Origin of the sequence: Prochlorococcus sp. MIT 1306, from assembly GCF_047304515.1 — a bacterium.
Taxonomy (GTDB): domain Bacteria; phylum Cyanobacteriota; class Cyanobacteriia; order PCC-6307; family Cyanobiaceae; genus Prochlorococcus; species Prochlorococcus marinus_D.
In genome coordinates, this window is record NZ_CP138959.1 from 1,063,418 (window position 1) to 1,085,271 (window position 21,854).

Here is a 21,854-nt window from a genome sequence, read left to right on the forward strand (position 1 = left end):
CGAAAAGGTCGGGCCAAGCACTTGAGTGACCGAAAGACCATTGCTGACAGCAAACGTGCGTTTAATCATGATTTCCCTCATGTCATCCCCTCGCTGTACAGACGTACAACCGATGAACTTCTTGTCGAGCTGCATCTCCTGAGCCACCAGAAGCATTTCCACCCTGACGCACTCTTTGCTATTGGCCTTAGCCAAGTTTTTGATGTCTTCACCCGTGGTTACCGACCAGAAGCTCACGTCAAGACCTTGTTCGATGCACTATGTCGAAGCTGCGGCTTCGACCCAAATGCTTTGCGCAAGCAGGCCCAAAAAACTCTTGAGTCGGTCCGTGGTCACGATCTTGAGGAGGTCCAAGGTTGGATCCAACAACAAGGCAAAGGGGCTCCTGAAGCTCTCGCCCAGGCATTACGTAATACTGGCAGCAACACCTTTCATTACTCACGCCTAATGGCCGTGGGGTTGCTAAGCCTTCTCGCATCTGCCCAAGGTGATGAATCCTCTGATCCCGAAAAACTGAGCCAGATCGCCCATGAACTAAGTGAATCAGTTGGATTCACTAAAGCCAGAGTCGAAAAAGATCTGAACCTCTACAAGTCCAACCTCGAGAAGATGGCCCAGGCTGTAGAACTAACTGAACAAATTCTCGAATCTGAACGTCGCAAACGGGAACAAAAGGAATCTGAAAAACTCAACACTGGATCATCAGACCAAATGTCTCAGGGGGTTGAAGCTTGTTCCAATATCAGCTGACCTGACATCCACCACCAGTCTGTTTTTTTGAGTTTGGCACCCCGCAAATAACTTAGGTTCATCGTTAACAACTTAGCTTGTTTTACGGGGGCAGGCCAGAATCCATTAAGTAAGCCTAACCGATACAATCCAGCCGTATCAGCAGTCAGTTTCATGACATCAGGATGGACTAGTTCGATAGGTTTATTAGAGATATCAGTCAGCATGGGTGAATCGCCAAGAGCAATGCCAAAACGGGTAGGTTTTCCATTTTGTTGTCGCCAAACCCACCCACCAACTATTCTCTCACCATCCGAGTAAGGTTGGCGCCAGAGCGTAAGTCCTGAAAAGTCAACATCAATATTTAGATCTTTTTGCACAACAGATTTACCTTCTCTAATGAAGTCTCGAGCTTCCAGACGTTGACTAATAGTATCGATGACTGGCTGCCATCCTGAAGAGCCCTCTGGTAGATCAAGTTGAAGTTGAATACTGGCTTGAAAAGGGCCTTTACGCTGCTTGCCTAAGCTAAAATCAAGTGGTAATGATGCCAGTCTCACTCTTAATTGCTGATTTATGCCATAGTTCTTATCAAGAGAATCCTGAATAATCTGCTTCGAAAGCAAACTGCCAAAAAGCAAATCCATACTCTTCACTTGCATATTCAGCAAAGCCTGATCAATATCAGGTCTCGCTGCTAATTTAATCGCCATAGGGCGATACTGAAAAGGGCTGGCATCGATGCCAACTGGAGCCAAACCAAAAGGACGATAACCAACAACTCCTTGCCATTTGAGTTGATTACGGTCCAATCGCAATGACAAACATCCATAGCGTGAAATCTGCAAGAGAGGTGCCATGGCTCCACTCACTGAAGCCAAGCCATCGGGACTCCAGGTCACCGCTGGCCCATGTTGTAGAACAGAATTACAAAAACGCTGTAAAGACGATTGACCAGCAGGAGAATGAACAAATCCTTCACCAAGGCTTTGGAGTAGCTGTTGGCGATGCAAGCCATCTGAAGCGATGACAACCATGTCATCAAGACGCTTAAAAGCAATGCTTGAATTAACACTCATCGGCCAAAGGATCTCTGGCAGAAGCAGATAAGCCTCACCATCATTTGCCCACGCCTGCCACCAGAGACCCCGACCCTGACGTCGCCAAAGGTCCTTGGCCAGGTTCATCCCAAGGCGGTCCTGCCATAGACGCGGGGCTTGGCGTTGCGGATCTCCTCGAAAACTCTGGATCAACGTCATCTCTGTCATCAACGGAGCAAATGTCCCTAACCTGTCTGTGCGGCTAGATGTCAGATGCCCCTTGAAAAGCAGGAGAACGATCGTTGGGATCAAAAGCAGCGAGAAAATCCCCGCCGAACTGACAGGAAAGCGACAAGGGATGTAGACAATCGTCTTCAGCCTTAAATGGCCTAGGGAGTGCAGAGACATCCAATCACCCTTTCCTTATGGCAGCTGGGGATCAAACTTTCTCATTTGTCTTTTTGCGCCTACGACGATCAAGCCGATCAACGACTGAAAGATAGACAACCGAAATGGTCACAAAAGCCAAAAGGACGACAGCTGCTCCAGCGAGAAGCTGATTGGTCCCTAGGCTTTGGAAAGCCTCAGGCACCTCAGAAGTTCAGTGAACCGTCGCCATTACGTCCCCACACGACCATGGCGATAGAGAAACTGAACACAGCCGCCAGTGAGGCCCAGGCGAGAGTGAACAACATAGAAGACGAAATTCAGATTGGCTTAGCCTGTTAAGGCTTCAACCATTTTACACGTCAAAGCCTTTCATCAGTCATGACGTTCGCGACTCCTGGTTCTACGCCACTTCTTGAACGTGCCAAGCAAACTCAGAGGTATCCGCAAGCCCGCGTGATAGTGCTCAACGATGATGTAAACACCTTTCAGCACGTCGTCGATTGTCTGCGAAGGATCATTCCAGGTATGAGCGAGGAGAGAGCCTGGAATCTTGCGCATCAAATCGACGGTCAAGGTTCAGCTGAGGTCTGGTGTGGGCCACTTGAGCAGGCCGAGCTCTACCACCAGCAACTGTCTGGGGAGGGGCTAACGATGGCACCACTTGAACGGTGCTGAAACAGGGCAAAGCTGATCAACGTTCAATGCAGCTCAGTGAACTTGTTCCTTTTTGCAAGACTGATAAAAGGCTCGTCAAGCAGCAACGGCAAAAACATTGAGGGCTCAATGCCTACGGCAATGTGCATGGAACAAAATCTTTAAAGCTTTAATATAAAAAATTACGATTGATTAACTTAAAAGAAACAGATCCTGCCATAAAAAGAAAAGTATCGACAACCTAATGAACATAGATAGTTCAACTTCCATTAGCAAACACAAGGAAAATCAGCCAAGACTGTTTTGAAAAATCTAAAGATGACAATGCTCTAATGGCACGATCATGACCAATGCTCGACAGTCATCAGCAAATAGTTAATTGAATATTACTCTATGAGCTCAAAATACTTACTTTAGCAAGTAAAAGCCGAATCAAGCTTATAAGCTTGATTCGTAATATAGTTGCTGAGGGATTGCTCAAAAGAAGAACTATTCTTAACTTTTGGGTTTATAATATACCCAGAATACATCTGGGCTTTGAATGAACATACTAGCAAGAGCAAGGAAAATGAAATCGAGCCTATAGACTCAATTAAAAGGGTTAGACCCCACTCCGTTACATAGAACACAACCACGCCAGGGTGGATAGACAACGGGTGAATCTCTTCGCCATAAACCTTGCGGGGAGGGCTTTGCCTGGGAGCAAAAGTAGACTGATTGGGGTCGAAACCACCGCAAGAAAATAAAGGATTTAAGTATCGCGTCTCAAACAGAGCTGCTTTCTCCTTGAAACTTTGGCTAGTTTGATTCAATTACAGCGAAAAAGTTGAGATGGGCCGAGTTGTAATCACGCACAGCACCTACGTAGAGGGTCTCATTCCTTGGTTAAAGGGCCTTTCAGAGGAGAAGAACATTCAAACGATTACACCAGCCGTCATCCGACGCGTCAAAGGTCATTGTCCAGAACTTCGCCTCAGAATTACAACGCCGATCAAGGGTGGTTTCAAACTGGTTGCCAGACTTGGCAGCTCAGCTCAGGAGGTTTTTGTAGTCACCAAACTGGACGAAGCATCATTATTGAAACGACTGAATCACAGCCGTCCTGGCGTTCAAAAGAGGTGAACCGCCATGCCGTGCGAGCCCCAGTGTTCGACCTGGAAGAACCAGAAGGGGAAGCAAAGTGGGGCTTCGTTTCCGGAAGCAAGTCCGGTCTACGTCACCTTCACGACAGTCTCCCCAAATCGAAAGAGAGTCAGATCAGAGCACTAGAAAAAGGCCGTCACCAACACAGCAGTTCAAGCAGAATTTAAGCGCAAACGGTGTCCTGCGTCGGCCAGATTGAGCGAATATGCTTTAAGGCAGTTTCCGCCTCGAGCTGACGGCTGGGCGCATCAACACCATGAAGCAGCACGGTCACATGACCGAGCTTGCGTCCTGGAGTTTCAGAATCTTTTCCATACCAGTGCAAATGGAAGCGATCACAACTACGCAGCTTCGCTAGGCGCTCATCTAGAGAGGACTCAGCCCCTTGTTGCAAACCTAGAAGGTTCACCATTAAGGCGCCAGGTGCATGGAGATCGGTTGCAGGCACTGGCAAGCCCGCCGCGATACAAAGTTGTTGATCAAACTGGCTGCTGCTGCAGGCTTCGATCGAAAAATGTGCGGAATTATGAGTGCGAGGTGCAACTTCATTGACCTGTAGTCCCTCTGGTCCGTAGAAAAATTCAACAGCAAGCACGCCCACGTAATTGAGCTCTGTTAGAAGAGAAGCTGCCATGTTGTAGGCCATCATTTCCACAGCATGATCAACACTCGCAGGTGCAATCACCCAATCACACACCTGTTGGAACTGATGAGTCTCAGCAAGTGGCAGGCTACGAACACGGCCCTGAGCATCTCGACTAACAACAATGGCTAATTCCTTTTCGAACGCCACCCAGCTCTCAAGCAGCCATTGAGTTGGATCCACTGAGCGCTGAAGTTGCGACAAATCCTCGACACTCTTGAGAACCTTGGTTCCTTTGCCGTCATATCCCCACCGGCTTGACTTGGCCATCACCGGAAAGTTCCACTCCGTAGGAAGCTCGGGCTGATCAAAAGAAATCGAACTCAGCAAAGTCCAATTAGGGCTAGGAAGATCAAGCTCACGAAGCAACTGACGCTGCGAGATTTTGTCGACCAATGGAGCAAGCGCAGTAAGAGACGGAGAAAAACACACCCCTTGTTGTTCAAGGGGAATCAGAGCTTCAATATCGACCCATTCGTTCTCAAACGTGACGCCACAACAGCCCTGCACGAGCTTGCTAGTAGCTTCTACATCCACTGGGTCGGCCAAGACAAGTCGAGTTGCTTCAATAGCAGCGGGATCGATTGCCGATCCCGACTGCACGACAACATCCACAGCGCGTCTTTTTGCTGCTTGCGCCAACATCTGAGCCAACTGACCACCACCGACGACCCCAATCATTGGGCTTGTAACGCTGCTCATGCAGAGAGAATCAACCACGCAATCATGCAAGCATTGCATCCCAACAAAATTGAGATTTCAGAGCAAGCCCTGATCACCAGCGAAGGTCAACCGCACAGCAGTGAGCAACAAGACCAAAAGGAAAAGCGCCAAGCCCACCGTGCAGGCATAACTGATCTCAAGCTCAGCAAATGCCTGGTCGTAAACGTAGTAAACAAGGGTTCGAGTGGTGTCGGCGGGTCCTCCCTGAGTCATCAAGAACACCTCTTCGAACACTTTTGTAGCCGCAATCGATGAGACCACCGCCACCAAGGTCACGTAAGGCCGTAACAACGGAAGTGTGATGTCGAGGTGTTTGCGCAAACCATCACTGCCATCAAGTTCGGCTGCCTCATAAAGCTCTTTAGGAATTCCTTGGAGGCCAGCAAGAAATATCACCATGTAATAGCCAAGCCCCTTCCACAGGGTTACCAGCATCACTGCCGGGAGTGCCAAAAATGGATTCGTGAGAAAACCAATCGGCACGAAATCTGTGCCAACAAAGGCAGAAAGCCAGCCATTGATAAGACCGTTCTCTGCATAAAGCCAACGGAATGCGATGGCCGCAACCACAATCGACACGAGCACGGGTGTGTAGAACGCACCGCGTAAAAAATGGATACCTGGTAAAGAGCGGTTCAACAACACCGCCAGTGCAAGAGAACCCAAAACAATCGGTGGAACCACCCCAATCAGGTAGATCAAAGTATTGATCAGCACCTTAAAAAACATCGGATCACCAGCAAGACGTCGCAGGTTGGCCAAACCCACAAAGACAAGGGGTTCTGTAACGTCAAGACCTGTTTTGGTGAAGCTCATCACAAGAGCCATCAGCGCTGGTATCAGCACGGACAAGCTGAGCAGGACGAGCGCAGGCAAGAGGAATACCCATGCCGCGAGAGTGGTCCGCCAAGACTGTCTTATTCCCCGAAACAGAGGGCCAGCCATCACCACAATGCCTGTACTGACAGGAGATTACGTGGGAGCGTTTGATGCCACCCGGCAAACTGAGATCAGCAGACTTGCTCTTTCATGTCCGCTTTCGTGAATATCGACGCCCAACGCATCCCCGTAGCACTGAGCCACCAGCGCTACGAGGTGGTCATTGGGGGTGAAGGCTTGCGGGGTGTTGGGAAGGAGCTTCGGCGTGCTGGGCTGCAAGAGGGCATCAAGGTATTGGTTGTAAGCAATGCTGATGTTGCTGAACCATATGGTGATCTTTGCCTCCAAAGCCTTAGGGACAGCGGGTACAGGCCCACTCTGCTGGTGATCGAGGCCGGAGAAGATCAAAAGACGCCAGTGAGCGTGGCGTTAATTCACGATGCAGCCTATGAAGCAAAGCTAGAAAGAGGATCCTTGATGGTTGCTCTTGGCGGTGGGGTCGTGGGCGACATGACTGGATTTGCAGCAGCCACTTGGCTAAGAGGTATCTCGGTGGTGCAACTTCCTACAACCCTTCTGGCAATGGTGGATGCCGCGATTGGTGGCAAGACAGGCGTCAATCACCCGGGCGGGAAAAATCTGATCGGAGCATTTCACCAACCAAGGCTTGTATTAATCGATCCCTCAACTCTGAATACATTGCCGGAACGTGAATTCCGGGCAGGGATGGCCGAGGTGATCAAATACGGGGTGATCGGTGATGCAGCACTTTTTCAACTCCTAGAAGGCATTCCAGAACTGAACACACCATCACAACTCCATCCAGACCTACTGGAGAAAATTCTCGAACGTTCAGCACTCGCGAAGTCGAGAGTGGTGAGCTCAGATGAACGAGAAGGCGGACTACGCGCCATCCTTAACTACGGGCACACCTTCGGGCATGTGGTGGAAACCCTCTGCGGCTATGGAACCTGGCTGCATGGTGAAGCTGTCGCCATCGGCATGGTGGCTGTTGGGGAGCTGGCGGTGTTGCGACAGAGCTGGAACAGGGATGATGCCAACAGGCAAAAGTCTCTGATCGCAAAGGCAGGGCTGCCGATTGCTTGGCCCAAGCTTGATCCAGAGGAGGTGCTGTATACCCTGCAAGGGGATAAAAAGGTCAAAGATGGAAAGCTTCGCTTTGTGATTCCCACCGGCATTGGCAACGTCGAAATCAAAAATGACGTAAGCAGAGAAGAAATCCGAAAATGCCTATCAGAGCTCAGCTAACTGGTTCCTCTAGGAACCGGCAGCGAAGTTCACTGACCTCGGCATCAACAGAAGGTTTGGGCCTCAACTCAAATGCCAACCAACGAAACTCTCCCAAACCGGCTGGATCAACAAGACGCAACAGTGCTTCCCTTCTATTGAGGGCAGCAGAGAGCTGACTGGTAGGAAGACTTTGGAGAGCATGAAGCCTCTCTGCCAAGCCAAGTGCCAAGAGTGCTTGCCCCTGTCGAGACTCACCGAGAAAGGTCCAACCCTGCTGTTCGGCCTGGTGTTGAAGAGTTTCGAGACACAGATGTGCAGTGAGATCCCACAGACCGGGATCTTGAAGTAATGCGCCACTAGCTCTCTGCTGGCGATAAGCCATCAGAGTTCCGCAGGGTCTCATCGCGCTGTAATAACGACGGGCCTCGAGGGCATAATCGATGATTAGTAAGGGGCCGTAAAGCAGAGCAGAGGCTGCCTGACTCAACCACGATTTCAGTTCACCATGCCATTCACTGCACCAACCATCGTCAGCATCAGGAGGGGGAATCTGAATGCCCCAAAACATTCGGGCCTCAGTTAAAGCTGAATGCAAAGCGTCTGTAAGAGAAAGCTCAGTGAAGCGAAGCTGCGCAACCGAATCGACGTTCTCAAGACAAACACCCTGACGCCATAAACGTTGATCGCGCCACACCAACCGCTCCACCGGCAGAGCATCCAACATTTCATGAGCAAGCATCACGCCGATAGCGGGAGCTTGAGCCAACTCATCAAGACTTCGCCAGTGAATCGGCACAGTGGTGACAGATTTCAGTCGCTCTCGTTGTCGCTGGACCATGGCCTTATTGCTCTCCACCAAAACCAGTTCCAGCCTTGGTATCAGCGCTGGGCAAAGATCCTCCAGGGCTGAGATCAGATCAGCACTTAAATCGCCTTCACCAGGACCCACCTCTATCAACGATAGAGGCCTTCCCTTGTCAACACGCTGCTGAAGTTGCTGGAACCAATCAGCCAGTTGCATGGCCAAAAGTTGGGCAAAGTCAGCGCCTAAGGAAGGAGAAGTCGCGAAATCACCCTGGCGACCAATATGAAGCTGACCGGAGGCATAGGCCCCATAGACCTGGTCATGCAAGGCCCAGTCCATGTACTGATAGAAGCTGATGCTTCCTCCCGCCTGAACTATTCGATTGGCCAACCAAGCTGGACAAGGCACAGAGCAGAGATCCATTAGAGAGAATGCCTGTCACTGAGACAAGCCCATGGGAGCACATCAGAGGCAAAGACCCTTTAAAAGCCTGCTGGCATGTTTGCTTTGCTTGCTGTGTTGCGCAGGATCGGTTTACGCCTATGACAACCCTGAACTACTTCCCCAGCAGCAAACACCAGTGATTGATCTGGGGAAGGTCTTCAGCGAAGGCCAACTCACCAACCTGGAAAAATCACTAGACGATTTTGAAACGAGAACAGGCTGGAAATTACGTGTACTGACCCAGTACGAACGAACTCCTGGGCTTGCAGTTCGAGAATACTGGGGGCTTGATGAACGTAGTTTGCTTGTTGTCGCCGACCCACGCGGTGGAAATCTGCTCAACTTCAACGTGGGTGATGCGTTATATGCACTGATGCCTCGTACCTACTGGGTAGAGCTGCAAACCCGCTATGGAAACCAGTTTTACGTGAAGGATCACGGCGAGGACATCGCCATCCTCGATTCACTCAATGCCGTAGAAACCTGTTTGGATAGAGGTGGTTGTCAATTTGTTCCCGGGCTGCCATTGGAGCAATGGTTGTTGACATTCACCACATCACTCATTGGTGGTTTGGTTGCTGGCTTTGCTTCCTACCCCAGGAAAGAAGGTGAACTGATCGCTTGGCCTTGGTTATTGCTCGCTTCCCCGCTGTGGATCATGTTGTTTGGAATCTTCGGGATTGCCCCTGTCGTATCGCGAACTAGCGATCTTCTACCGCTACTGCGCAACGGGCTGGGCTTTTTGGGAGGAGCTGTAGCGGCATACGTTATTGCTCAAGCAACATTGGGGGGTAGGCAAAAGCCAGAGTCAGAGGCTTAGCTTCAATTGATATCAGCGGCTTTGAATGCTGCAAAGAATTGTGGGGGGGGTGCAGACAGGTCTCCTAGCTGCGTCATTACCAGGTTCAGCAAGATCTTGACGGCGCTGATCCCTAATCGACCTGAGCTGCGCCAAGTTGAACTTGTAGAAACCAAGCAAGCTGGCAAAACGTTTCACAGGCTGACCGTAGTAACTCCTCCCGCTCAGAGTGGGGAATGAAGCCCATTCAGGCGCAAGTTTTGCTGCTAATAGAGGGGTCATAAACCCTGAATCGGTAAGCCCTAAAGCCTTGCGACGTTGAACAAGAAAGAGCGCACCCTGATCCTGAACTTCTGGACCGAAACCACGCAAACCAAGGCTGCGCGTCACCATGTCCCAGGTAAAAGGCATGAATTGATAAGCCCCTGCAGCTGCACTTGCGTAACGAGAGGAGTAAATGACTCGATTGGGATGTCGATCGAGTGAGGCCATGAGGCCTCCACCAAACATCACTCGATAGCCAAGGTCATGTCCATTCTTCCAGGTACCTTCGGCAAAGCGAATGGTGTTGAGAAGGGCCCGACGTTCCGGGGTGATCACAAATGGCAATGCTGCTGAGGAAACCTCTTCTGGAGTACTTAGCGACTGGGAACGTACTGTTAGCTCAACAGAGGGAATTGAAACTGGGGGAGGGATAGGGATATTGATTACTTGCGCTGCTCCAGTTGCAGTTGCTTGCGCTGCTCCAGCTGCTATTGAGAAAGGGAGAAAACCAGCTGCGACTGCTGAGAGAAGACGATAGACAGTCGATGCAGGAGCGATCATTCGTTGCATTCAGAGAACAAAAAACCTTGGACTGGGGGAAGGTTTGGGCAATTCCCAGAAGCGAATGGGAGTTGCCGACGAGCCAAGGGTGACTATTAAACCAAATTATTTAACAATCGGGTTGACTTTGACGAAGCTAGCCCAAAGGGACAGTCCGCGTATGCCGGTGCGCAAGTCGTCCACACGTGACAACTGTTCAGTTGGAGCCAAAGATCGCTGACATCCAAGTTGAAGAATCAGCGTTGTACAAATTGAACGATCTAAGGTTTTTGATTAGTAATTCTGATTAAGCGGCCAGTTCAACTACAGCGCTTGCTGCCGCCATCGATCCATCGACTTCCAGCGGTTGCTGAGCCGCTGGTATCAATGGTTGATCTAACTCCCATTCTCCAAGCTCGAGGGACTCGCGCTCAAGCAGCCGATGGGCTGCATGGCTTTGCAAGCCGTTGATCAGCGCCCTGGACTCTGCAAAGCCTTCTCGAAGAACCACATGGAGACCGACACCCAAGCTGATGGCTTCACAGAAACTGCTGTAACCAGGCTTCCCAAGGTGCCTAGAGCAGTAAGGAAGAGCATCGACAACTCGAATTGACCTGGGTAGATAGAAAACATTGCCAGGTGATTGCATGCTCAGAAAAGTGCCAACAGATCGTGGTTTGGGCATCAAAAAGAGATGATCAGGCCAGCGTTGGAACAACTCTGAGTCGAGCGCCAAACCCAGCCCGCCAAATCCCACCATCACGATTGGACCTTTAAAAGATTCAAGTTTCTGCTGGAGTCCTAGCGGTAGTGATCGAGGTGAAGACGCAGTTATGCCAAGGCTCTGTTCAGGCAACCCCCAGTCCATTGCAAGAGAGAATGGGCAACGTAACAACTTCTGCCCACGTGAGTATTCAGCTGCCGCAGCTTCAGCGTGGGTAAGAAAAGAATCACCAAGAGGAGCGTAGATCTCATCCCAACCAAAGTTGCCCATCCATACCAAAGGAACGCCAAGCTGATCAGCTAACTCAGCGGCAGCTGGTGGAATGTCAGCAAGTACAAGCACCGACATGTGTTGAGACTGGATCCAAGAGACCTCAGCCGCAATCTGGGCAGGAATGTGTTGTTCAAGTTCCTGCAAAGCCTTGAGAGTGGCTATTTGGTCAATGGCTAAGGCATTCGCCTGAACCATGCCCACATCCCAGCGCAGTTTGCGGTGTTCGAAAGGGACACCTTGGAGCGCAAGGTTGAGGAATTGGAAGTCCACATCCGTGCTCACTACCAAGCGCCATTGCGGCTGAAGGCGATGCAGTTCTATAAGTACAGATGCCTGGCGTGCTGCATGCCCATAGCCATGGCTGCTCAAGCAGAGGTAAATCAGCACTGTTTCACCAATGGTGTTGCTCTTTCAAACAGAATCTGTTCATAGGCCAAGGATGAATCTGGAAGAAACCAACGGTGGCTCACCTGGCTTAGTTGTTCATCAAGAAACTCGACCCAGGAAAAGTGACACAACTGACGACCAGAGGAATCACTGCCACGCCGCGGAACACAAGCAGCATTGAGAAAGACAGTGCCAAAACGATCCTGAACGCAGGTTTGCCGCAAACCTGTTCCGCGTTTTAGATCGTGATGCATGTGGCCAAAGACAACCAGATCTGGCACCCGATCCTTACGGATCCGATCAAGGGCCATCGCAAGATCCTGATCACCCCAATCGAGAGCGGGTACTTTCCAATCGCGACCACAAGGGCTTTGAGCATCTGAGCCGAGGCCCGTCGGACCGGAATGAGCCAATATCACTAATGGCCATTGGGATGGTGCCTGTTTAGCAGCGGCCTCAATCCGATCAGCAGATTCACTCGCCGACATTGGGCCAAAGATCGCCTGAACGGCTTTAGCAAGCTGAAAGCCACCACCAGCACTACAAGGGCGGGCACCAACGACAGCAATCGGTGGAGACTGCCATTGGCGCAAACTCCAACCGCAATGACGGTCACCTAATAACGTCAATTGACGTCGGAGGACTTCGCCACTGTGATCACGTCCATGGTCATGATTACCAAGAATGACAGCTGTCGGCAGAGGAAGCTGTTGTATTGCTTTGACCAACTTGAGGTCACCTTCGCTGAGATCACCTACAAACAACACAGCGTCTGGCTGAAGTTCAGTCAGTAAATACTGATCATCAGGAGTCCATACACCATGGAGGTCTCCAACGATGGCGAGGCTCTGGTGTGACAGGGCAAATGTCTAGGCTATGGCCATACTGCCCTAGATGGTCCGAATGACCGCTGTTTGCACCGCCAAGACGGTCTCTCCAGTGCCATCAACTAGAAAAGAATTCAAGGGTGCCATTGCTGAGCTACGCAAAAAACTCAATGCCGTGATCCTGGCTCACTACTACCAGGATCCAGAGATACAAGACATCGCCGATTTCATTGGCGACTCCCTGGAACTCTCACGTAGAGCTGCTAGCACAAATGCTGATGTGATCGTGTTCTGCGGGGTGCACTTCATGGCAGAAACAGCAAAGATTCTCAGCCCGGAAAAAATTGTATTGCTACCGGATCTCGAAGCGGGGTGCTCCCTTGCTGATGACTGCCCTGCCGATGAGTTTGCTGCTTTCAGAGACAAGCACCCAGACCACATTGTGGTGAGCTATATCAACTGCACAGCTGCTGTTAAAGCCCAAAGCGATCTGATCTGCACGAGTAGCAATGCTGTAGCTCTTGTAAGCCAATTACCAAAGGATCGACCGATCCTATTTGCACCGGATCAAAACCTGGGCAGGTGGGTTCAAAAGCAGAGCGGAAGAGAACTGACGATCTGGCCTGGACGCTGCATGGTGCATGAAACATTCAGCGAAGAAGCTTTGCTAAAACTAAAAATGATGCACCCCGAAGCTAAAGTAATAGCTCATCCGGAGTGCCTAGAAAATCTACTAGAATTGGCGGATTATGTTGGCTCAACGAGCAAATTACTTGAATATACAGAAACAAACCCTGGCACAAAATTTATCGTACTAACAGAGCCAGGCATCCTGCACCAGATGAAACAGAGGATGCCAAACAAAGGATTTATGGATGTTCCAGGTATTGACGGTTGCAGCTGCAATGAATGCCCTTACATGAGACTAAATACACTAGAAAAACTCTGGAGATGCTTAAGCACAATGAAGCCATCAATAGAAATTGAAGAGGGAGTACGTCAAAAGGCGCTTATTCCGATTCAACGCATGTTAAACATGAAAGCAAAATAAATTACTACTCGCTACAAGCAAAATGATTAATGTCTAAAGGGACAATAAAGATATTAGATATTGAGAATAAATGCGTTTAATGCGTAAACTTAAGCATTGATCCCTTGATTAAATCCCATGGCGATAGGCCACCATTGTTCTATTCGATCTGGAGATCCATACCAGGAGTTCCCAAATAGACCACCATGGGCTGTATGTTCAAGGACTAGTTTTCGTGATTGAAGAAGCAATGCGGAACTAAGCGGTACTAATCCATCCCCAGGCGATTGAGGATCACCTGAGATACTCTGGTAAGAATTTGCTGCACTACGCTTTGCAAACTGGCTAGCATATGGAGTGTCTAGTAATAAGCGGCCAGCGACTGAAATATAATCGACTTCATGTGAGAAATAACAAGCCGGATAGCGTTTATCAACAAGGGCGCGTAGAGGTGTGGCACGAACAGCTTGATGAGGACTGCCAAGCATCACTAAGCGATTACATCTTAGATGACCTGCATATACACGACCAGAAAAGGGCTGATCTCCAAGATAAAGGCGTAGCATTACACCTCCAGAACTATGACCAATAAGTGTCACCTTTCCGGTATGGGATAGAGACTGAAGATCTTGAACAATTGCATCAACACGATCAAGGAGTCTTCGCCAGCCTATGGCCCATGAAGTGAGTAGCCAATCAAATTTGGATGAAGGTACGACCCTTACAATCGAACCTTGATGGCTCTGAATCCAGCCAGCCAAGGATGCATAGGCCTCATCTGTGATTAAGAAACCGCCAAGGATTAAAACAGGTTGATTAGGATCGACAGGTTGCATGGAGTAACTTAATTAGGGAGAGGAGCGATGATTGAGATAAGGTGACTGTTGTAAGATGCATAAAAGTATTTAAACAGATGCCGATAGTATAAAAAATGAAAAGTTAGTAATAATCATGAAAAATCAAAGGTGATCAAATCTGATCTTGGTAAATACCGAGTGTTACTCCTCCAAATATTAATATAGCGATAAGTAGGGGGAAGATCATAAAGCTCTTATCATTAATTGGTAGTTGCAAAATTATAATCGTAAATCCAACTAAAGCTGAAGTGAAATATCCAATGGCAGAGGAGGTGAGAAGGAAATCTGAGACTGGGAGACTCAAGCCAGGCACGATTAGAATCCTGCGAACAGACTTTAAACCAAAAATCGAAGTTATCAATGTAACAAGTAACATTAGCCCTAGCAAGACCCACCAAAGAGACTGTTGATTATAAAGAAGCCACCATGAATAACTAGACAGCAAAAATGTTATCGAAGCAATGAGGCGAAAGAAAATAGATTGCTTCATTCTTTCACTTTATAATAAATTACTCTATACGGAAGAGTTTTTTATTCAAATGCAAATCAAATTTAACAGAGCAGAATCATCGCGATGTTAACGCACGGGTAAGCCGTTAAAGGGGCATGGATAAAGTTACTAGGATTAGGAATGACATCATGAAATATATTCTGAAGCCTGAACAATATTGGATGAAATATTAATGAACAATTGACTATGGAAAGAAGGAAAAGGTATGATCTGTTAAATGCTAGGTTATTTACATTATAGGATATATGACTAACAGGAGAGAGCAGGAAGCATGAGTCAAACTTTGTTATTGCATATTTATAATCAAGTCAGCAGTTGCTTGACTGTATAGAAAGAAAGATAATAATATACGTGCATAGGAATTGTAGAAATTCTAGTCTTAAGCTAATGACAGACGAAACACCATGGCTAGAAATAAAGAACGTAGAGGCCTGGCTTGGACCTACCCAGGTTTTCAGAAACCTAACATTAAGATTAATTCAAGGAGAAAACACGGCAATCTTAGGGCCTAATGGATCTGGTAAAACAGCACTTGTAAAATTAATCAGTCGCAATATATATCCCATAGTCAAAACCGATTCTATGATAAGTATCTTCGGAGATCAAACAATTAAAGTCAATCAGCTACGTACACGTATTGGAGTGGTTTCGACTGACCTGGAGGTACGCACCCAAGACTTTATTAGAGCTAAGGATGTAGTTTTATCTGGATTTTATGGGTCAATAGGAATCAACATTAACCGTATACAAAAAGAGGAAGAGATCAAAAAAGTGCAGAAGCTAATGTCAGAGCTAGGATTGCAAAAGATATATTCGAGACCATTCGGTCAATTATCAGATGGAGAAAAACGTCGTTTATTAATTGCCAGAGCAATGATACATAAGCCGGAAATATTGGTATTGGATGAACCCACAAATGGACTCGATCTGAAATCACGACACCAGTTACTGGCATGTATTCGCATGTTGTGCAAAGGCAAAACAACGATAATTTTAATAACACATCGTGTTGAAGATATAGTAGAGGAAATGCAACGAGTCATATTCCTAAAGAAAGGAGAAATCATTCGGGATGGCGCACCTAATGATCTACTAAAATCAGAACCACTAGGAAATCTATATGAAACACCACTAGAAATTATTTATGTTAATGGACATTATCAGGCAATGCCTGGACAGTTAAAAAGCCTTCCATAGGAACTCAAGCCAAAGACATTATTAACTATCAAGAATAATTATATAAGATTTTATTTTGCGAATGCATATACTCAAAGCAATCTTAAGGCACTAAAGTAATCATGTTCACATTAAAATAATCAATAAACTTATGGCAAAGATTGCTAGAATAATCAGCCATCGCAACTTCAATTTCGAACTTAATTGGAACTTTCTTAATGACATGCTTTGTCGCCTACGAACATTAGGCCCTAATGGTGCTCCACAGCTGTTGCAAACCAACCGTCCGGCAAGAGAACGGTCAGCTCTAAACATTCTTCCTCCACAATAACTACAGGATCTAGAGCTCATAAAATTATATAATAGAGTACATAACAAAGGTTATCAACGAAAGAACAGAAATGCATCAAAGGGAAATTTCAGGACGGAGACAGAAAGATAAATGAAATGGCTACAACATACAAGAATGAAGAGTACATCCAAAGGATTAGACTAAGTATGATGTGGGGTTATTAATGATAAGCAATAAATCAAACAAAAGTTCTAAATATAATGTAAGACAAATATATATCTAAGTAACTAACAGGATAAAAATCAAACATTAAAAAGAGTAGAGATGTTAGTTGATTTCAATTGAGGACAGTCTGTTGCGAAAATCTCCCTTTGGCATGCCTCCTTTAAGTTCACCATGGATTGTAAATTCACCTTCTGGATCACTAACGATCAGGTAAGTAGGCCAACCCATACCTACCTTATTTGGGTATTGGGCAAGAAGCAATCGCCGGTAGCGGCGATAAATATCTGTATCCTGAAGCATGACATTTACAAAGGAATAGCCAAGCTCTTTACTGACTGCCTCATCGTAATGACTCATACGGTGACAAGTACCACAATCCTCTGAGCTGAACTTTAAAACTGTGATTGATCCCATGAAGCTCGGCTGATAATGATAGCTAGACAATAGGCTACCATAAAATACAAAGCAAACAGAAAGGCAGATTTACTAAAGGTTTCTTACATTAAGAGAAGACTAATCGATGGAAGTTAATTGTATTAAGTTAAATTGGCTTGATCGTAATGACTACCTAGAAACTAAAAAATAGATTTTCACAGCTCTGTAGTACAAAAGAAAATAGCAATACTACCAATCTTATGCTTAGTGCACTGTGCTTTAGAAGGTTATTAGATTTGTATTAACAACATACGTATTAGCCTTCCATTGTTATCAACCCATTCCATTGATAATAGCTTTATTTGATTAGGCAACGGCTTCCATTTGATCACTGGCCTGCTCCCGTTCCCATAGCCGGCGGTATGGTCCCTGGACAGCAAGTAAATCAGTGTGATGGCCGTGTTGTACAAGCCGTCCTTGTTCGATAACAAGAATCCGATCGCAGGCCGCTGCAGCAGAAAGCTGATGACTGATCATCAGGATTGTCTGATTCTGTTGGGCACGAATCGAGCTCAGAATTGAAGCAGCTGTTTTGTTGTCAACACTTGCTAGAGCGTCATCAAGAACCACAACAGGAGCCTCCACTAAAAGTGCTCTGCCAAGAGCAGTTCGTTGACGCTGCCCGCCACTAAGAGTGATGCCTCTTTCGCCTACAAGCGTTTCCAATCCATCCGGGAAGCCCCTGATGTCATCCATCAGTCGGGCCTGCCTCGCAGATGTTTCAACTCGCTCCATGGAGGCCTGAGGATCGCCGTAACGAAGGTTATCGGCGAGGCTGCTGGTAAATAGATATCCCTCTTGCGGAACAAGTGCCACATTGCTGCGTAGATCCTCGAGCAGCAAATCATTGACATCATGGTTGTCAATGAAAAGTTGCCCCCTTGGAACGTCCACCATCCTTCCGAGAGCTCTTGCCAGGGTCGTTTTTCCACATCCCACTGGCCCCACCACGGCGACGAGTTCACCTGGATTGATCACAAAGCTCAGTCCCGACAGCGAGTCGGTCTTGCTTTTGTCGTAGCGAATCCGCAGTTCACGTGCTTCGATTCGACCTTTGAGCGGCGTCTCCAGGATTAATGGTGTGGTTGGGTTGCGAATCATCGGTATACGCTGCAAAAGCTCTTCCACACGCTCCAAGCTCACCTGACCGGTCTGGAAAGTGTTGAGGGTGAAACCAAGAAGTGCAGTAGGAAAAACTAAGCGCTCCACAAAAAGGATCAAGGCCACCAATCCGCCGATGCTGAGGGTGCCTTGTTCCAGTTGGCCGCTGCCAAGTGCCAAAAGTAGGAGCAGTGAAACCGAAGAGATTCCACCCAGCAAGGGGAAGAGGGTGCTGCGAGTTCGTGCCAGGCGAATAGCACTGTCTTTGTAGGTGTTGTTTCGCTCAGCAAAGGCATCCTGTTCAGGTTGCTCCTGGCCATAGATCTTGATTGCACTTATGCCTGAGAGATCCTCCTGGATCAGTTCGCTGAGACTTGATAGAGCTTCCTGCTGGCGTTTTTGTTGGCGCATCATTCGCCCCCCAAACAGGCGCACAGTGCCCAGCATTACTGGATAGAGAGAGATCGCGGCCAGGGTTAACCCTGGGTCGATGGCCAGCATCGCTGGAAGAGTGAAGCAGTAAGCCAACACAGTGTTGGTAAGGCTAAGAATCGCGAATCCAAGTAGACGACGAATGTTTTCAACATCGCTGGTTGCGCGGCTGATGACTTCACCACTACCGGTCTCCTGCACCCAGCCTGGTTCCTGCCTAAGCATGTGGTCAAAGATGCGCTGGCGCAGGTCCACCTCCACTTGGCGACCGACACCGAACACCAGTTGCCTAGACACCAAACGCACGATGCCCATGATGCTGGCGAGAATCACTATCCAGCTGGCCTGACGCATCACGTCAGTGATGGCAAAGCCTTCTTGGAGATCATCAATGATGCGCCTCACCTCTAGGGGGATGATGACGCTGACAATGTTCACCACCACGAGGGCCATTGCACCCATCAGCACAGTGCGGCGATGTGGCTTTAGATAACGACCAATGAGATCGAGGCGAAATGCTGCCATGCAGGTATCGCTACATGGTTCAACCTATGCAGCCAGTTTGATGAGCGAGCCTAGGGGGATTCTTGAAACGTTGCGATCACAGATCCTTAGCTAATCAGCATTAGAACCATCCAATCCAGGTGAATGCTTGCGATTAAGCAGCGTTGCTGCTCAATAACGAATGACCTCCGGATGTCGATCTGGTCTCTATGCCCTGATTGTTGATTCGGGTCATTGTTCTTAAAGGGTGCAAGATTTTTAGTGTGAATTTCTCAAGATCCTCAAGTTTTTGGGATTGCATGACGCAGCGCTAAATAGCTGAGACCTTTGGCCTTGGCGCTAGTTCCAGCGCTCAGAAAGTCGTTCCTATCCAGCTTCAATAGCGCCGTTTGGATGGATCAGAGTTCTTTCTTGCTGTTCTCTTGTAGAGATTCTCGCCAGTAGCAAAGTTTTAGGGGATAGTGGTGTTGTCCCCATCACCCGGCCCGGAGTGCTTCGCACCCGGGTTTTTTTCTGCTCCGATGCCTACTTCAGCTATTGCCTCTCCCTCTTGGTCGCAAATCCTCGAGATGTTGCTCGAGGGACAAAACCTTCCCGAGGTGGAAGCAACTGCCTTGATGGAGGCTTGGTTGGCGGAACAACTAACCCCTGTGCAGACCGGTGCGTTTCTAGCAGCTTTGCGAGCCAAGGGGGTAACCGGAAGTGAGTTGTCAGGCATGGCCCAGGTGTTGCGAGGTGCTTGTCCCTTGCCTTGCCCATTGCCAGACATCCCTATGGTCGACACCTGTGGAACAGGTGGCGACGGTGCAGATACCTTCAACATCTCAACCGCAGTGGCGTTTACTGCTGCCGCCTGCGGGGCGAATGTGGCTAAGCATGGCAATCGCAGTGCAAGTGGCAAAGTCGGTTCAGCAGATGTTCTCGAGGGCCTGGGTCTGCAGCTAAAGGCTCCTCTTGTCTCTGTGGTGGAGGCCCTGGCTGAGGTAGGCGTCACATTTTTATTTGCCCCGGCCTGGCACCCCGCTTTGGTCAACTTGGCCCCGTTGCGGCGCAGCCTTGGAGTGCGCACCGTGTTCAATCTTCTGGGTCCACTGGTGAATCCTTTACAACCGAATGCCCAAGTTCTCGGGGTAGCTAAGGCTGAGCTGCTCAATCCAATGGCGGAAGCATTGCAACGGCTTGGCTTGCAGCGGGCTGTTGTTGTCCATGGCGCCGGTGGCCTTGATGAAGCGTCGTTGGAGGGAGTCAATGCAATGCGTTTGCTTGAGGATGGTCATGTGCGACAAGCATCGATCGATTCGGCAGAACTCGGGCTTACTCGAGCTCCTTTGCAGGCTCTCCAGGGGGGTGATTTGGCAACAAATCAAGCGATTCTTTCCGCTGTACTTCAGGGAGGCGGCACCGCCCCTCAAAGGGATGTGGTGGCATTGAACACAGCCCTAGTGCTCTGGGCTGCTGGCCTACAAGATGATTTACGAGCAGGTGTTTCTGCTGCAAAGACTTGCCTGCAGGAGGGCCTCCCCTGGCAGCGGCTAGAAGGGCTCCGCATGGCACTTGATCATCAAATTGGAGAATGAGACTGCGATGACTTCGGGATCCTTCTGCTGATGATTGCTTCATCGCGAAATTCGGCGCTCTTGGTGCTTGCTGATGGCACGGTGCTTGAGGGTGAGGCCTTTGGTCATCGCGGTGCCGCGATGGGCGAGGTGGTTTTCAACACCGGCATGACGGGTTACCAGGAAGTACTTACGGATCCCAGTTACTCCGGTCAGTTGGTCACATTCACCTATCCAGAGTTGGGCAACACAGGCGTAAATCTTGATGATCAAGAATCATCCCGGCCTCATGCAAGGGGTGTCATCGCCCGTCAACTCTCCCCAACGCCGAGCAGTTGGCGTTGCCAACAGTCGCTGCAGACTTGGCTTGAGGAGCAAAGAGTTGTTGGTATCTCAGGTGTTGACACCAGGGCGCTTGTGAGACATCTGCGCGAGGTCGGAGCCATGAATGGCGTCATAAGCAGCGATGGTTCCACCCCTAAGCAGCTGATGGAACTGTTGCAGCAGGCTCCATCGATGGAGGGATTAAACCTTGCAGATCAGGTCTCAACAAAAGATCCATACAGCTGGAGATCGACTTGTGCTGTGGGCTTTGATCAAAGGTTGAAGCGACACCTTGATTCGCCCTATCGCGTTGTCGCGATTGATTTCGGTATCAAGCGGGCCATACTCGACCGTTTGGTCGCTCACGGTTGTGAGGTCACCGTACTGCCGGCCAGTTCCGATTTAGCCACCGTGTTGAGTTCACAACCCGAGGGCGTATTTCTGTCTAATGGACCTGGTGACCCTGCTGCCGTGACTGGTGGTATTGCCCTGGTTAAAGATCTTCTCAATAAGGTTGATATCCCCCTGTTTGGTATTTGCCTAGGTCATCAGATTATTGGGCTTGCCATGGGTGGCCGTACTTTCAAATTGGCCTATGGCCATCGCGGGCTCAACCATCCCTGCGGCACAACGGGGCAGGTGGAGATCACCAGTCAAAACCATGGATTCGCACTTGACGCCTCGTCTCTGTCACAGGTCAGCGTGGTTGTGACCCATCTCAATCTCAATGACCGCACTGTTGCCGCAATAGCGCATCGGGATCGACCTGTTTTTGGTGTGCAATACCACCCGGAGGCGAGTCCTGGTCCTCATGATGCAGACCACCACTTCGCTCACTTTGTTGAGCTGATGGCAGATCGTCGCTGAAGCGTGGTGCGGATCACTCAGTATCACTA

The 21,854-nt window shown here is 48.8% G+C and carries 22 protein-coding genes and 1 other RNA gene; 9 read left to right on the forward strand and 14 right to left on the reverse strand.

Translation table 11 applies throughout. The features are described 5' to 3' along the window. Positions 1–21 precede the first annotated feature (21 nt). Complete coding sequence (gene psb29, locus SIB74_RS05420) at positions 22–750, forward strand: photosystem II biogenesis protein Psp29 (protein ID WP_063396012.1); 729 nt, start codon at positions 22–24, stop codon at positions 748–750. Here psb29 and SIB74_RS05425 read toward each other — a convergent pair. From SIB74_RS05425 to petN, 4 genes are all read right to left on the reverse strand, one after another. Beyond that, positions 717–1,589, reverse strand: a complete 873-nt coding sequence (locus SIB74_RS05425) for a hypothetical protein (protein ID WP_231906065.1) — start codon at positions 1,587–1,589, stop codon at positions 717–719. The two genes, psb29 and SIB74_RS05425, sit on opposite strands and share 34 nt — an antisense overlap. A 38-nt stretch (positions 1,590–1,627) precedes the next feature. Then, positions 1,628–1,774: a hypothetical protein gene (locus SIB74_RS05430; RefSeq protein ID WP_413681794.1), complete on the reverse strand. Its 147-nt coding sequence runs from the start codon at positions 1,772–1,774 to the stop codon at positions 1,628–1,630. Between the two features lie 434 nt (positions 1,775–2,208). Further along, a complete protein-coding gene (locus SIB74_RS05435; RefSeq protein WP_011826185.1) occupies positions 2,209–2,361 on the reverse strand; it encodes a hypothetical protein in 153 nt (50 codons plus the stop codon). Between the two features lies 1 nt (position 2,362). Beyond that, a complete protein-coding gene (gene petN / locus SIB74_RS05440; RefSeq protein ID WP_011826186.1) occupies positions 2,363–2,464 on the reverse strand; it encodes a cytochrome b6-f complex subunit PetN in 102 nt (33 codons plus the stop codon). 73 nt (positions 2,465–2,537) lie between these two features. Here petN and clpS point away from each other — a divergent pair, with 73 nt between their 5' ends. Beyond that, positions 2,538–2,834, forward strand: a complete 297-nt coding sequence (clpS, locus tag SIB74_RS05445; protein WP_011826187.1) for an ATP-dependent Clp protease adapter ClpS — start codon at positions 2,538–2,540, stop codon at positions 2,832–2,834. 810 nt (positions 2,835–3,644) lie between these two features. Further along, on the forward strand, positions 3,645–3,935 hold the full coding sequence (locus tag SIB74_RS05450; protein WP_063395862.1) for a DUF2103 domain-containing protein: 291 nt from the start codon (positions 3,645–3,647) through the stop codon (positions 3,933–3,935). On the opposite strand, the gene ssrS is transcribed toward SIB74_RS05450, so the two are convergent. The 3 genes from ssrS to SIB74_RS05465 form a co-directional block, all read right to left on the reverse strand. Continuing rightward, positions 3,930–4,113: non-coding RNA, 6S RNA (gene ssrS / locus SIB74_RS05455), on the reverse strand. The two genes, SIB74_RS05450 and ssrS, sit on opposite strands and share 6 nt — an antisense overlap. 6 nt (positions 4,114–4,119) lie before the next feature. Further along, complete coding sequence (locus tag SIB74_RS05460; protein ID WP_231906063.1) at positions 4,120–5,301, reverse strand: 5-(carboxyamino)imidazole ribonucleotide synthase; 1,182 nt, start codon at positions 5,299–5,301, stop codon at positions 4,120–4,122. Positions 5,302–5,358: 57 nt separating this feature from the next. Next, positions 5,359–6,267: a carbohydrate ABC transporter permease gene (locus SIB74_RS05465; RefSeq protein WP_063396010.1), complete on the reverse strand. Its 909-nt coding sequence runs from the start codon at positions 6,265–6,267 to the stop codon at positions 5,359–5,361. An 84-nt stretch (positions 6,268–6,351) separates the two neighbouring features. On the opposite strand from SIB74_RS05465, the gene aroB reads away from it, so the two are divergent. After that, positions 6,352–7,470, forward strand: coding sequence for a 3-dehydroquinate synthase (gene aroB, locus SIB74_RS05470; protein WP_063395861.1), 1,119 nt, complete (start codon positions 6,352–6,354; stop codon positions 7,468–7,470). Here aroB and SIB74_RS05475 read toward each other — a convergent pair. Further along, positions 7,463–8,680, reverse strand: a complete 1,218-nt coding sequence (locus SIB74_RS05475; protein ID WP_063395860.1) for a class I SAM-dependent methyltransferase — start codon at positions 8,678–8,680, stop codon at positions 7,463–7,465. The genes aroB and SIB74_RS05475 overlap by 8 nt on opposite strands. Positions 8,681–8,711: 31 nt before the next feature. Here SIB74_RS05475 and SIB74_RS05480 point away from each other — a divergent pair, with 31 nt between their 5' ends. Then, a complete protein-coding gene (locus tag SIB74_RS05480; RefSeq protein ID WP_063395859.1) occupies positions 8,712–9,521 on the forward strand; it encodes a TPM domain-containing protein in 810 nt (269 codons plus the stop codon). A 12-nt stretch (positions 9,522–9,533) separates the two neighbouring features. Here the strand turns inward: SIB74_RS05480 and SIB74_RS05485 are convergent, their stop codons facing one another. The 3 genes from SIB74_RS05485 to SIB74_RS05495 all read right to left on the reverse strand — a co-directional run bounded on the left by SIB74_RS05485 (position 9,534) and on the right by SIB74_RS05495 (position 12,527). Next, positions 9,534–10,334 carry a glycoside hydrolase family 104 protein gene (locus tag SIB74_RS05485; protein WP_063395858.1) on the reverse strand — a complete coding sequence of 267 codons (801 nt, stop codon included), beginning with the start codon at positions 10,332–10,334 and terminating at the stop codon, positions 9,534–9,536. 277 nt (positions 10,335–10,611) lie between these two features. Beyond that, positions 10,612–11,688 (reverse strand): hypothetical protein, encoded by a 1,077-nt coding sequence (locus tag SIB74_RS05490; protein WP_063395857.1) that lies wholly within the window; start codon positions 11,686–11,688, stop codon positions 10,612–10,614. After that, complete coding sequence (locus SIB74_RS05495) at positions 11,682–12,527, reverse strand: TIGR04168 family protein (protein WP_082818473.1); 846 nt, start codon at positions 12,525–12,527, stop codon at positions 11,682–11,684. The genes SIB74_RS05490 and SIB74_RS05495 overlap by 7 nt, the downstream gene beginning before the upstream one ends. 55 nt (positions 12,528–12,582) lie before the next feature. On the opposite strand from SIB74_RS05495, the gene nadA reads away from it, so the two are divergent. Then, on the forward strand, positions 12,583–13,566 hold the full coding sequence (nadA, locus tag SIB74_RS05500) for a quinolinate synthase NadA (protein WP_197463282.1): 984 nt from the start codon (positions 12,583–12,585) through the stop codon (positions 13,564–13,566). 89 nt (positions 13,567–13,655) lie between these two features. Here nadA and SIB74_RS05505 read toward each other — a convergent pair whose 3' ends face one another. Then, positions 13,656–14,381: an esterase/lipase family protein gene (locus tag SIB74_RS05505; protein WP_063395855.1), complete on the reverse strand. Its 726-nt coding sequence runs from the start codon at positions 14,379–14,381 to the stop codon at positions 13,656–13,658. Positions 14,382–15,300: 919 nt separating this feature from the next. On the opposite strand from SIB74_RS05505, the gene SIB74_RS05510 reads away from it, so the two are divergent. Further along, positions 15,301–16,110, forward strand: a complete 810-nt coding sequence (locus SIB74_RS05510) for an ABC transporter ATP-binding protein (protein WP_063396008.1) — start codon at positions 15,301–15,303, stop codon at positions 16,108–16,110. Positions 16,111–16,708: 598 nt separating this feature from the next. On the opposite strand, the gene SIB74_RS05515 is transcribed toward SIB74_RS05510, so the two are convergent. Both SIB74_RS05515 and SIB74_RS05520 read right to left on the reverse strand, forming a co-directional pair. Continuing rightward, positions 16,709–17,020 carry a thioredoxin family protein gene (locus SIB74_RS05515; RefSeq protein ID WP_197463281.1) on the reverse strand — a complete coding sequence of 104 codons (312 nt, stop codon included), beginning with the start codon at positions 17,018–17,020 and terminating at the stop codon, positions 16,709–16,711. A gap of 327 nt (positions 17,021–17,347) precedes the next feature. Beyond that, positions 17,348–19,099, reverse strand: a complete 1,752-nt coding sequence (locus tag SIB74_RS05520; protein WP_063395853.1) for an ABC transporter ATP-binding protein — start codon at positions 19,097–19,099, stop codon at positions 17,348–17,350. Positions 19,100–19,599: 500 nt separating this feature from the next. On the opposite strand from SIB74_RS05520, the gene trpD reads away from it, so the two are divergent. Together trpD and carA are read left to right on the forward strand one after the other, a co-directional pair. Further along, entirely contained in the window at positions 19,600–20,655 is a 1,056-nt protein-coding gene (trpD, locus tag SIB74_RS05525; protein WP_063395852.1) for an anthranilate phosphoribosyltransferase, read from the forward strand. A 30-nt stretch (positions 20,656–20,685) separates the two neighbouring features. After that, on the forward strand, positions 20,686–21,825 hold the full coding sequence (gene carA, locus SIB74_RS05530) for a glutamine-hydrolyzing carbamoyl-phosphate synthase small subunit (RefSeq protein ID WP_063395851.1): 1,140 nt from the start codon (positions 20,686–20,688) through the stop codon (positions 21,823–21,825). Positions 21,826–21,854 lie beyond the last annotated feature (29 nt).

Excerpts from the sequence above, each read along its gene's own strand:
- SIB74_RS05425 (WP_231906065.1), bottom strand. The coding sequence starts at position 1,589 with ATGGCACCTCTCTTGCAGATTTCACGCTATGGATGTTTGTCATTGCGA.
- petN (WP_011826186.1), bottom strand. The coding sequence starts at position 2,464 with ATGTTGTTCACTCTCGCCTGGGCCTCACTGGCGGCTGTGTTCAGTTTC.
- clpS (WP_011826187.1), top strand. The coding sequence starts at position 2,538 with ATGACGTTCGCGACTCCTGGTTCTACGCCACTTCTTGAACGTGCCAAG.
- SIB74_RS05450 (WP_063395862.1), top strand. The coding sequence starts at position 3,645 with ATGGGCCGAGTTGTAATCACGCACAGCACCTACGTAGAGGGTCTCATT.
- SIB74_RS05460 (WP_231906063.1), bottom strand. The coding sequence starts at position 5,301 with ATGAGCAGCGTTACAAGCCCAATGATTGGGGTCGTCGGTGGTGGTCAG.
- SIB74_RS05465 (WP_063396010.1), bottom strand. The coding sequence starts at position 6,267 with ATGGCTGGCCCTCTGTTTCGGGGAATAAGACAGTCTTGGCGGACCACT.
- aroB (WP_063395861.1), top strand. The coding sequence starts at position 6,352 with ATGTCCGCTTTCGTGAATATCGACGCCCAACGCATCCCCGTAGCACTG.
- SIB74_RS05475 (WP_063395860.1), bottom strand. The coding sequence starts at position 8,680 with ATGGATCTCTGCTCTGTGCCTTGTCCAGCTTGGTTGGCCAATCGAATA.
- SIB74_RS05480 (WP_063395859.1), top strand. The coding sequence starts at position 8,712 with ATGGGAGCACATCAGAGGCAAAGACCCTTTAAAAGCCTGCTGGCATGT.
- SIB74_RS05485 (WP_063395858.1), bottom strand. The coding sequence starts at position 10,334 with ATGCAACGAATGATCGCTCCTGCATCGACTGTCTATCGTCTTCTCTCA.
- nadA (WP_197463282.1), top strand. The coding sequence starts at position 12,583 with ATGGTCCGAATGACCGCTGTTTGCACCGCCAAGACGGTCTCTCCAGTG.
- SIB74_RS05505 (WP_063395855.1), bottom strand. The coding sequence starts at position 14,381 with ATGCAACCTGTCGATCCTAATCAACCTGTTTTAATCCTTGGCGGTTTC.
- SIB74_RS05510 (WP_063396008.1), top strand. The coding sequence starts at position 15,301 with ATGACAGACGAAACACCATGGCTAGAAATAAAGAACGTAGAGGCCTGG.
- SIB74_RS05515 (WP_197463281.1), bottom strand. The coding sequence starts at position 17,020 with ATGGGATCAATCACAGTTTTAAAGTTCAGCTCAGAGGATTGTGGTACT.
- SIB74_RS05520 (WP_063395853.1), bottom strand. The coding sequence starts at position 19,099 with ATGGCAGCATTTCGCCTCGATCTCATTGGTCGTTATCTAAAGCCACAT.
- trpD (WP_063395852.1), top strand. The coding sequence starts at position 19,600 with ATGCCTACTTCAGCTATTGCCTCTCCCTCTTGGTCGCAAATCCTCGAG.
- carA (WP_063395851.1), top strand. The coding sequence starts at position 20,686 with ATGATTGCTTCATCGCGAAATTCGGCGCTCTTGGTGCTTGCTGATGGC.